The organism is Pseudomonas sp. BF-R-19 (genome assembly GCF_019956445.1).
Taxonomy (GTDB): Bacteria; Pseudomonadota; Gammaproteobacteria; order Pseudomonadales; family Pseudomonadaceae; genus Aquipseudomonas; species Aquipseudomonas fluorescens_BH.
This window is the reverse complement of record NZ_JAHBDN010000115.1, coordinates 1-10,631: the sequence shown is the minus strand read 5'-3', so window position 1 is coordinate 10,631 and position 10,631 is coordinate 1. Positions and strand designations below refer to the sequence as shown.

Annotated in this window: 11 protein-coding genes and 1 pseudogene; 5 read left to right on the top strand and 7 right to left on the bottom strand. The window is 58.9% G+C overall.

All coding sequences use genetic code 11. The features are described from left to right. The 5 genes and pseudogenes from KGB28_RS30325 to KGB28_RS30305 all read right to left on the bottom strand — a co-directional run. A pseudogene (locus KGB28_RS30325) lies at window positions 1-336 on the bottom strand (ABC transporter permease); the annotation flags it as partial. Further along, window positions 336-1,397, bottom strand: a complete 1,062-nt coding sequence (locus KGB28_RS30320) for a microcin C ABC transporter permease YejB (RefSeq protein ID WP_223449116.1) — start codon at window positions 1,395-1,397, stop codon at window positions 336-338. The gene KGB28_RS30320 and the pseudogene KGB28_RS30325, both read right to left, overlap by 1 nt. Next, window positions 1,397-3,265: an extracellular solute-binding protein gene (locus KGB28_RS30315; RefSeq protein WP_223449115.1), complete on the bottom strand. Its 1,869-nt coding sequence runs from the start codon at window positions 3,263-3,265 to the stop codon at window positions 1,397-1,399. The genes KGB28_RS30320 and KGB28_RS30315 overlap by 1 nt, the downstream gene beginning before the upstream one ends. 135 nt (window positions 3,266-3,400) lie before the next feature. After that, complete coding sequence (locus KGB28_RS30310) at window positions 3,401-3,682, bottom strand: peptidylprolyl isomerase (protein WP_223449114.1); 282 nt, start codon at window positions 3,680-3,682, stop codon at window positions 3,401-3,403. Window positions 3,683-3,789: 107 nt separating this feature from the next. Continuing rightward, window positions 3,790-4,671: an esterase/lipase family protein gene (locus KGB28_RS30305; protein WP_223449113.1), complete on the bottom strand. Its 882-nt coding sequence runs from the start codon at window positions 4,669-4,671 to the stop codon at window positions 3,790-3,792. A gap of 338 nt (window positions 4,672-5,009) precedes the next feature. Here KGB28_RS30305 and KGB28_RS30300 point away from each other — a divergent pair, with 338 nt between their 5' ends. Further along, window positions 5,010-6,074 carry a hypothetical protein gene (locus KGB28_RS30300; protein WP_223449112.1) on the top strand — a complete coding sequence of 355 codons (1,065 nt, stop codon included), beginning with the start codon at window positions 5,010-5,012 and terminating at the stop codon, window positions 6,072-6,074. Between the two features lie 72 nt (window positions 6,075-6,146). Here KGB28_RS30300 and KGB28_RS30295 read toward each other — a convergent pair whose 3' ends face one another. Together KGB28_RS30295 and KGB28_RS31575 are read right to left on the bottom strand one after the other, a co-directional pair. Beyond that, on the bottom strand, window positions 6,147-7,211 hold the full coding sequence (locus tag KGB28_RS30295; RefSeq protein WP_223449111.1) for a 3-deoxy-7-phosphoheptulonate synthase: 1,065 nt from the start codon (window positions 7,209-7,211) through the stop codon (window positions 6,147-6,149). A 336-nt stretch (window positions 7,212-7,547) separates the two neighbouring features. Continuing rightward, window positions 7,548-7,676, bottom strand: a complete 129-nt coding sequence (locus tag KGB28_RS31575) for a hypothetical protein (RefSeq protein WP_263296982.1) — start codon at window positions 7,674-7,676, stop codon at window positions 7,548-7,550. A gap of 162 nt (window positions 7,677-7,838) precedes the next feature. Between KGB28_RS31575 and KGB28_RS30290 the strand changes: the two genes are divergently transcribed. The 4 genes from KGB28_RS30290 to uvrC form a co-directional block, all read left to right on the top strand. Continuing rightward, entirely contained in the window at window positions 7,839-8,597 is a 759-nt protein-coding gene (locus KGB28_RS30290; protein WP_223449110.1) for a carbon-nitrogen hydrolase family protein, read from the top strand. Then, the gene (locus KGB28_RS30285) at window positions 8,597-9,070 is read left to right on the top strand and encodes a GNAT family N-acetyltransferase (RefSeq protein WP_223449109.1); all 474 of its coding nucleotides are present in this window, start codon (window positions 8,597-8,599) and stop codon (window positions 9,068-9,070) included. Before KGB28_RS30290 ends, KGB28_RS30285 begins: the two co-directional genes overlap by 1 nt. Before the next feature lie 96 nt (window positions 9,071-9,166). Continuing rightward, window positions 9,167-9,808 (top strand): UvrY/SirA/GacA family response regulator transcription factor, encoded by a 642-nt coding sequence (gene uvrY, locus KGB28_RS30280; RefSeq protein ID WP_008015884.1) that lies wholly within the window; start codon window positions 9,167-9,169, stop codon window positions 9,806-9,808. 2 nt (window positions 9,809-9,810) lie between these two features. Continuing rightward, on the top strand, window positions 9,811-10,631 hold an 821-nt coding region (gene uvrC, locus KGB28_RS30275; RefSeq protein WP_223449108.1), incomplete at its 3' end, for an excinuclease ABC subunit UvrC.

The following is a 10,631-nucleotide window of genomic DNA, read 5'->3' as shown; positions in this document are numbered from 1 at the left end:
CAGGTTCAGGTCATAGTTGGGTGTGTCGTCACTGAACGGAATCGGCGGAAACAGCAACCAGCCGCCATCCTTCTTGATCAGTTGCTGCACGTAGTCGCTGCGGTAGTCGGCCTGGAACGGCAGTTGCCCGCCGAACGCCTGTTCGGTGTGGCGCTTGAAGGCCGGGAAGTACCACTGGCCCTGATAGCTGACCATCAGCGGTTTGTCGTTGGCGATCAGTTCGCCGCCAAGGGTCATTGCGAACAGGCCGACAAACAGCCAGAGCGACCACCAGCCCCGACGGTTTTTCTTGAACCGCTCGAAGCGGCGACGCGCCAGCGGTGAAAGCTTGAGCATCAGGCGTTCCTCGCGGCGAAGTCGATACGCGGGTCGACCAGGGTGTAGCAGAGGTCGCCGACCAGTTTTATCAGAAGGCCGAACAGGGTGAAGATGAACAGCGAGCCGAACACTACCGGATAGTCCCGGGATACCGCTGCTTCGTAGCTCATGCGGCCCAGGCCGTCGAGGGAGAAGATCACCTCGATCAGCAGGGAGCCGGCAAAAAACACACTGATGAACGCCTGGGGAATGCCCGACACCACCAGCAGCATGGCGTTGCGGAACACGTGTCCATAAAGCACCCGTCGTTCACTCAAACCCTTGGCCCGGGCGGTGACCACGTACTGGCGGGTGATTTCATTGAGGAACGAGTTCTTGGTCAGGATGGTCAGTGTGGCGAAGCCGCCGATCACCAGCGAGGTCACCGGCAACACCAGGTGCCAGAAGTAGTCGGCCACCTTGCCAAGGGTCGACAGCGATTCGAAGTTGTCCGAGACCAACCCGCGTACCGGAAACCAGTTCAGCGAAGTGCCGCCGGCAAAGACCACGATCAGGAACATCGCAAACAGGAAAGCCGGCATGGCATAGCCGATAATGATCGCGGTACTGCTCCAGATGTCGAATTGGCTGCCATGGTGCACGGCCTTGCGGATGCCCAGGGGAATCGACACCAGGTAAGTGATCAGCGTCGCCCAGAGCCCGAGGGAAATGGTCACGGGCATTTTTTCGAGGATCAGGTCGGTGACGGTGGCACCGCGGAAGAAGCTCTTGCCGAAGTCCAGGCGCGCGTAGCTGGTGAGCATCAGCCAGAGGCGTTCGTGTGCCGGTTTGTCGAAGCCGTATTGTTTTTCGATGTCCTTGATCAGTTGCGGATCGAGCCCGCGGCTGGACCGGGACTTGCCGCTCATGGCTTCGCCGGAACCGCCGCCAACCGCGGCGCCGCCAATGCCTTGCAGGTGCGCGATGGCCTGTTCGACCGGCCCGCCCGGCGCGGCCTGGACGATGACAAAGTTGACCAGGAGAATGATCACCAGCGTCGGAATGATCAGCAGCAGGCGCCGCAATATGTAAGCCCACATCAGTGCGGCCCTCCGGGTTTGCCACGGCTGATACGCTCGGCCGTCATCTGTTGGTTGGTCAATGGCGTGGTGCTCATCTCCCACCAGCTCTCGATGGCTTCGTCATTGCTCGCTTGTACGTTCGGGATGCCAAAGCGGTTCCACCACACCGTCGAGGTGCCCGGCGGGTAATAGTTGGGAATCCAGTAGTAATTCCATTGCAGCACCCGGTCCAGGGCATGGGCGTAATTCAGCATGTCAGCCTGGGTATTGGCACGTATCAGCCCGGTGATCAGGGTGTCCACTGCCGGGTTCTTCAACACCATGTAGTTGTTGGAGCCTGGGTCGGTGGCCGCCGCCGAGCCGAAATAATTGACCAGTTCGCCCCCCGGAGAGGTGGTGACCGGGTAGCCGGTGACGATCATGTCGTAGTCGCGGCTCATCAGGCGATTGACGTACTGGGACGAGTCGATGCGGCGGATGTTCAGGTCGATGCCGATCTGTTTCAACGTGCGTTTATAGGGCAACAGCAGGCGGTCCATGCCGTTTTGACTGACCAGGAAGGTGAAGCTCAGCGGCTCGCCGTCGGCATTGACCAGTTGGTCGCCATCGGGTTTCCAGCCGGCCTGTTCGAGCAAGTCCAGGGCCTGCAGCTGCTTGTCGCGGATCACGCCGCTGCCGTCGGTCTTCGGCGCCTCGAACACCTGGGTGAAGACTTCGTCGGGAACCTGCCCGCGCAGCGGTTCGAGAATCGCCAGCTCACCGGCATCCGGCAGTTGTCGGGCCGCGAGATCGGTATTGGAAAAAAAGCTCTGCTGGCGGATGTACATGTCACGCATCATCTGCCGGTTGCTCCACTCGAAGTCCCACAGCATCACCAGTGCCTGACGCACGCGGCGATCCTGGAACATGGGCTTTTCCAGATTGAATACAAAACCCTGGGCCGGCTGCGGCGCCTCGGTGGCGAGGTGGGCCTTTTGCAGGCGACCGTCGCTCAGGGCCGGGCTGTCGTAGCCGATGGAATAGCCGGTGGCGGAAAATTCCCGGTTGTAGTCAAAGGCGCCGCCGCGCAATACCTGGCGCGCCACGTCGGTATCGCCGAAGTACTCGATGCTGAAATGATCGAAGTTGTACAGGCCACGGCTGACCGGCAGATCCTTGCCCCACCAATCGGGATTGCGCTCGAAGGTGATGCTGCGTCCGGAATCGATCTTGCCGACTGTATAGGGACCGCTGCCCAGCGGCGCTTCATAGCCACCGCCACCGGCGAAATCGCGACTCTTCCACCAGTGTTCGGGAAACACCGGCAAGGTCGCGATATCCAGCGGCAGGGTGCGATTTTCGTTGTTCTTGAAATCAAAGCGCACGGTCAGTGGCGATTCCACTTCGACGCCTTTGACGTCGGCGAACTGGGTACGGTAACGCAGGCTGCCCTGGGTCATCAGCAGGCCGAAGGTGTAACGCACGTCTTCGGCGGTAATCGGTTTGCCATCGGCAAAACGCGCCTTGGGGTTGAGGAAAAAGCGCAGGGACAGGCCGTCCTCGGAGCGCTCCATCTTCTCTGCCACCAGACCGTACACGGTGTAAGGCTCGTCCAGCGAGCGTTGGGCCAGTGGTGAATAGAGCAAGCCGTCGATCTGTGTGACGCCGATGCCTTTGTCGATGTAAGGCAAGACATGGTCGAACTGACCGATTTCAATCGCCGAGCGCCGCATCGTGCCGCCCTTGGGGGCCTGCGGGTTGGTGTAGGCGAAATGACTGAAGCCGGCAGGGTATTTCGCCGGTTCGCCGTACACGGTCATTGCCGGTTGCGGTGCCGCATTCACACCCGCGGCAGCCATCAGCAGGGTCACGGCAGTGAACAACAAGGTAGGGAAAGCCAGTCGCATTGTCAGCCTTGGAGCCGGGTGGTCGTTAACGACAATTTGTACGCTAGCGGCGCGTCCCTCGCCAGCCGTATTACGCATCGCAAACACAACGGCCCACCAAAAGGCGGGCCGTTGTGTGAATAGCTCAAGCGTCGATCAGTCCTGACGGTTGGTCACTTCCAGCAGGTGGAAACCGAACTGGGTCTTGACCGGGCCCTGGACCACGTTGAGCGGTGCGCTGAAGACCACGGTGTCGAATTCCTTGACCATCTGGCCCGGACCGAACGAACCCAGATCACCGCCCTGGCGGCTGGAAGGGCAGGTGGAGTTTGCCTTGGCAACTTCAGCGAAATCGGCGCCAGCCTCGATTTGGGCCTTGAGTTCGTTGCACTTGGCTTCGGAGGCAACAAGGATGTGACGGGCAGTGGCTTTAGCCATGGGTAAATACTCCTTTCAATACTCGATAAAGTGCTGAGCCTACCGGATTCAGTGAGCTATTTCTCCTCAAAGTTCCGCTCCACGCGGGATCCACGGCAGGCAGTACCTCAAAGTCCGGCGTCTCTCAAGCGCTCGGCATGCTCAACATACAGTTCAATCGGATCGACACCTGTGCGCAACTGGCCGGTCGGTTGGACAATGGTGTCCAGATGATCCAGCGCATAGTCGGAACGGATAACCGTGCCCAGATGGGAACTGAAGCGACCGACCAACCCGTCGTTCTGCTCGCTTTCCGTGACGAAATAACCGGAAAGGGCCCGGCAGAAGGCGTTGAGCGGATCGAACGCATTGAGCCCTGCCTCGAGAACATTCGACTGCAGCACGCCGCTCCACGAGTAGTAACGAACACCGTTGACCCGCTCGCGCCCCTTGCCACCCCAGGTGGTGGGCAGCCCTTGCGGGTATTTGTCGTTGAATGCGCCTACGCCTTCGGTGGTCAGCGCCTTGAGGGCCGCAATGGCTTTTTTCGGTTGGTACTGATTGTCGCTCAATGTCGCGAGGAAGTCGGCGAACAGGGTCACCACCGTCTCGGCCACCTGTTCCGGCAGGCAGCCTGGTATCAATGCCTTGCGCAGGAAATCGGCCAGTTCCGAGCCATGGTTCGGCCCGCTGACGGAGGTTACCGACGCCACACTGTGTGGCGCAATCGCTGCGGCATAACGTGCGGTCAGTGCGCCCTGGCTATGGCCTATGAGGTTGACTTTGCGCGCACCGGTTCCTTCCAGTACCCGCTCGATCTGCGCGAGCAATTGGCCACCGCGTGCTTCGTTGTCGTGGGTGGCCGACAAGTGGGGAACGAACACCCTTGCTCCGGCGTTCCTCAGCGCCTGCCTGATGTCGTGAAAGAGCTCGAACTTGCCGATTCTTTCGAAGCCGAAAAGGCCGTGAACCAGCAGTATTGGGTAACAAGTGCTTGCATTCCTTTGCATGTTCATACCTTTGCACAGAAGTTCGTTGGGACTGCATGGCACTTCACTCTAAAACACTCGAGGTTAGCGCGGTGTATGAAAAGTCCGCCGAAGCCTGCGAATAACGGAATAGCACAAGTGCGAAAACTCAAGAATGGTTGAGGCCTTAGTCGGAACAGATTGAGGACTTTTCACGGCAATCAGCTTGCTACTGATCAAAGACCTACTTCCTGCATATCGATTTTCCGAGCGAGCCGGAGCAAGTGGCCGACATCACGGCTGTTTGCCGTGAGATTAAATAGGCGTTATCCAAAGCCAACCACCCGTTCGGTGTTTATTCCAAGGACTGGAGCGAATGAATGACTGTTTATGAACCCGATACCTTGAATCTCGCGCAGCAACCATTGCCACCTCCCATATTTGAGCAGGCGCAAAACGGCGTTCTGAACCCCTCTGACAAAAAAACCGTCATCAGGCTCCAGCCTTATCCAGGCATGACCTGCGGCGACAAATTGCTATTGAATTGGGCGGGTCTGGATGCCGATGGCCGCGCCTGCAATCATCAGGTGGCGCGTTTCGTCAGTGAGGATCGGGTCGGCGAAGAGATAATCTTTGCCGTGGGTAGCGCACACATCGCGGCGCTAGACGGTGGTTCACTCGAAATCAGTTACTCACTCACGAGCAGCCGTTTTGCCGAGCCCGTGCATTCCCATCGATTGCAATTGAGTGTGGGTGACGTGCAATCCGACCTGTTGCCTGCGACGGTGAACGATGTGGTGGGTAGAACGCTTGATCCGGATCGGGTGAAAGAAGGGGCGATCGTTACGATCAAACCCTATGCGCGCATGGCGGCGGGCGACTGGGTATTGTTGACCTGGGCGGGCGTTACGGTCGAAGGAAGTTTCAGTGATGCACTCAAGGTCGAGTCCTTTGCTGTGGGGGGCGAACTGTCGTTTTGGGTCAGCCCGGAGTGCATTGCGCTCAATCTGGGCTCCTCCATTTCCGTCGATTATTGCGTCAAGCAAGCAGGGCATGGTCCTCGTTACTCTGAACTGACGACACTGATGATTGGCAGGATGGAGTGGGGACCTTTGCCAGCACCCACTGTGTTGGAAGCCGACGAAGGGTGGGTGGACCTGCATGATGCGCAGGATGGCGTGACCGTCGTCATCGAAAACGCCAGGGCTGAAAAAGGGGAGCTGGTTTGCCTGGAGTGCGACGGGGAGAAGTTCGATCACCGTGACGACCGCGAAATAACCGGAGACACCGCCGGCGAGCCGTTGGTATTCATCGTTCCCTACTGTTTCTGGAGGGAACATCGAGATTCTACGATCCGTGTTTCCTATTCAGTCGAGCACCGTGACGGAACTCACCAGCAATCCGGGGTGACGCTGGTTCAGGTGCAGTCCCTGATGGGACATTGATTGCCATTTGCCCTCCAGTCTTCGCATGAAGGCCGGAGGGCGGACGGATGATGCCGGCTATTGGGCGTAGTTTTACGCTCGTAGCCGATCTGCCGCTTCAAGCAATAGTTGTTCTGTCCCGGCCCATCCGAGGCAACCATCGGTCACTGATACACCGTATTGCAATGACGAACTCAACGGCTGGCAGCCCTCGAACAAATGGCTCTCGATCATCATGCCGATCAACGAGCGATCACCTTGCAGACGCTGTTCAAGTACATCCTTGAACACGGCCGGCTGGCGCAACGGTTCTTTGCCGCTGTTGGCGTGACTGCAATCGACCATGATTCGAGCCGGGATCCTGAGCCTGGTCAGGTCGCTGTTCACCTGGGCGACGCTGGCGCTGTCGTAGTTCGGCCCGTGATGGCCGCCGCGCAATACCAGGTGAGTGTCCGCATTGCCCGGGGTTTGGATGATCGCCGGATGTCCCTGGCTATCGACACCGAAATGGCGATGGGGATGGGCGGCGGAACGCATGGCGTCGCTGGCGACACCGACACCGCCGTCAGTCCCGTTCTTGAAACCGACCGGCATACCCAGGCCGCTGGCCATTTCCCGGTGGATCTGCGACTCCGTGGTCCGGGCGCCAATCGCTACCCAGCTCAACAGATCGTCGAAGTAGCCGGCCGCCATTGGTTGCAACAGTTCAGTGGCAACGGGCAGGCCCAGGCGGAGCATTTCGCACATCAGCTCGCGGGACAGCGTCAGGCCAGCGGCCATATCATCGCTGCCATCGAGGTGCGGGTCGTAGGCCAGGCCTTTCCAGCCAACCGTGGTACGGGGTTTTTCGACGTAGGCGCGCATCACCAGCAGCATTTCGTCGCTGACTTCGGCGGCGAGGCGGGCAAGGTTGCCAGCGTATTCGAGGGCTGATTTCGGATCGTGTATCGAGCACGGGCCGACGATGACCAGCAGGCGGGAGTCTTCACCGTTGAGGATCGCGCGAACCGCCTGGCGGTGGGCGGTGACTTGTCGGGACAGGGCGTTGCTGAGGGGCAATTGCTGTTTGAGTTGCAATGAGCTGGGCAGACGCAGGGTCAGCGCTTCATTGGCAGGGTTCAAGGTGGACAGCGGCAGTGCAGAGACGGACGAGTTCATATTCAGGCTTCCTGGGCTGGTGGCGGGTTCGTGCCCGCGCACTCGGCCCTACTGGGGTGTTCGACAATTGGCCAAATTGGCTGCGTGTGTGTGCTTGCCACCTGTGGGTGACCGATCGGAGGCGGCAGGCTGTCCCGAGCGGAGGGTGGTAAATCGCCAGGTGGTAAAACTGTCGTAACGGTAATAAGTGGCGTAGTTCATGTTCTGAATCCTCTGAATGTCTGGTGTGTCGCTAAAAGTGTTGGGGCTGAAAAAACAAAACCCCCGGTCGGGAGGCCGACCGGGGGTTGAGAATTCTCTGGTGGCGACCCGTTTAAAGTGGGCGCCGTGTGGATATCAGGCGCGCCAGTGGCTAAACCAATACCCAAAATAAAAGCTGACCGGAGCACAACCGTCGTTCACCCGGGCAGCCGCAACCGAGCGCAGGGCGCTGGCGGTACGAAGCTGTAAGAAGGTGTTGAACATGATCTGTCTCCGATGGATGGGTCGAGCTTACTAGAGGCCGGTACGCAGATTCAATCAGAAAATGCTATCGGCCAACGACCACGCTTTCTATCGCTTGAGTGCCCCGAAGGTTGTGACACACTCTTCGCCTCAACAAAAAACACATCGTCACAAGGACGCATCATGACGGCACTGACTATCGCCGCCGCTCAATCGATCTCCATCGCTGGAGATCTCGCCGGCAATATCGCCCGACATCAACGTTTCATGCAGGTGGCTGCGGAGCAGGGCGTGCAATTGCTGGTGTTCCCTGAATTGTCGCTTACCGGCTATGAACGGGGGCTTGCGGCGCAATTGGCTATTGCGCCGGACGCGGCCGTACTGCAGCCGCTGCGTGATTTTGCCAAGGAAGTCGGCGTGACGGCCGTCGTCGGCATGCCGATTCGGCTGACGGACACATCGCCTGTACTAATTGGCGCGCTGACTTTGGGTGCCGATGGTTCTCTCGCGGTCTACAGCAAACAGCATCTGCATCCGGGGGAGGAAGAGGCGTTTGCGCCAGGAGCGGGGGGCGAGCCGCTGACAATCGGCGTCGACACGATTGCGTTGGCAGTGTGCGCGGATTTCAACCATGCCGATCATGCGGCTATGGCCGCACTCAAAGGCGCAGGCATATATGCCGCTGGTGTGTTGATCACGGCAAAAGGCTACGACCCGGATACCGCGTTATTGCAGGGTTATGCCGCTGGCCATTCAATGGTGGTGTTGATGGCCAACCATGGCGGTGCAACTGGTGGCTGGGAGTCGGCAGGACGTAGCGCGGTGTGGGCGCCGGACGGTTCGCTGATTGCGGCCGCCGCCGGTACCGGCAACCAGATGGTCATTGCCCGGCGTAATCCCGCAGGCTGGACCGCAGAGGTATTGGCGGTGGAGCCTGCGTGATGGAACGTCAATGGCGTCAGGCATCGCCTGCTGACCTGGACTTCGCCCGCGAACTGACCTGTAGAGGCATGCTGCGTTACTACATTGAGCATGACCTGTTGTGGCAGGACGAAGCGTTTGACGTGGCCTGGGCCGGGCGAGACAACCGCTTGATTGCATCGGGCGACAAAGTGCTGGGTTATGTCAGCCTGAGTCGTGATGCCAGAGCCTTGTATATCCGCGAATTGCATATCGTCGAAGCGTTTCGTGGGCAGGGCACGGGGTCTTGGGCGATCGATCAGGCACTGGCTCTGGTGCGCCAGGAGCGGCGCCCGGCATTGCGCCTGACGGTTTTCGAAAACAACCCGGCGCGAGCGTTGTACGAGCGCAAGGGATTGAGGGTGGTGGGCAAGGACGAATGTTTCCTGAGGATGCAGCTGGATATCCCCGTCCTGGATTGCTGCAACACGCTTGCGACAAGCCTTTCAAGATGAATTGAAACTTTTAATCTGACGCTTTCCGCTAGGTCTGCCAGATGCTTTTTGCTAAGGTGTCTGATAACCAATAAGACCATATCGCGAGGTGTCTGCTTGATTAGGGTGCTAGTAGTCGATGACCATGATCTCGTTCGTACAGGCATTACACGAATGCTGGCTGACATCGATGGCCTGCAAGTAGTCGGCCAGGCCGAGTCAGGTGAGGAATCCCTGCTCAAGGCGCGTGAGCTGAAACCCGATGTGGTGTTGATGGACGTCAAGATGCCGGGTATCGGCGGTCTTGAAGCCACTCGCAAATTATTGCGCAGTCATCCGGATATCAAGGTCGTCGCGGTGACTGTATGTGAAGAGGACCCGTTTCCTACACGGCTGTTGCAGGCCGGTGCGGCAGGGTACCTGACCAAGGGGGCAGGTTTGCCGGAAATGGTCCAGGCCATTCGCCTGGTGTTCGCCGGGCAACGCTACATCAGCCCGCAAATTGCCCAGCAACTGGCGATCAAGTCCTTCCAGCCCACCAACGATTCGCCTTTCGATGCCTTGTCGGAGCGGGAAATCCAGATCGCGCTGATGATCGTCGGCTGCCAGAAAGTTCAGATCATTTCCGACAAGTTGTGCCTGTCCCCGAAAACCGTGAATACCTACCGTTACCGCATCTTCGAAAAGCTTTCGATCAGCAGTGATGTCGAGTTGACGCTGTTGGCGGTTCGTCATGGCATGGTCGACGCCAGCCTCTGAAAATGAACGACACCTTTGATCCGAGCGCCTTTCTGTCGACCGTTAGCGGGCGCCCCGGTGTATACCGCATGTTCGACAGCGAAGCGCGGTTGCTCTACGTCGGCAAGGCGAAAAACCTCAAGAATCGCCTGTCGAGCTACTTTCGCAAGACCGGGCTTGCCCCCAAGACCGCCGCGCTGGTAGCGCGTATCGCCCAGGTCGAGACGACAATCACCGCCAACGAAACCGAAGCCTTGCTGCTTGAGCAGACGTTGATCAAGGAATGGCGCCCTCCCTATAACATCCTGCTGCGCGACGATAAATCCTACCCCTACGTCTATCTCTCCGACGGAGAGTTTCCGCGCCTGAGCATTCATCGCGGCGCGAAAAAGGCCAAGGGCAAATATTTCGGGCCTTACCCGAGCGCTGGCGCGATACGCGAAAGCTTGAGCCTGCTGCAAAAGACGTTTTTCGTTCGGCAATGCGAAGACAGTTATTACAAGAACCGCACACGTCCATGCTTGCAATACCAGATCAAGCGCTGCAAGGCGCCCTGTGTCGGGCTGGTGGAGCCTCAGGTGTACGCCGAAGATGTGCGCCATTCGGTGATGTTTCTTGAAGGGCGCAGCAATGCGCTGACTGACGAGTTGTCCGCCGGGATGGAAGAAGCGGCGATCAATCTCGAATTCGAACGAGCAGCCGAGTTGCGGGACCAGATTGCATTACTGCGCCGGGTCCAGGATCAACAGAGCATGGAAGGCGGGACCGGGGACGTCGATGTGATTGCCGCCCTCGTCAACCCGGGCGGCGCCTGTGTCCACTTGATCAGCGTGCGGGGCGGGCG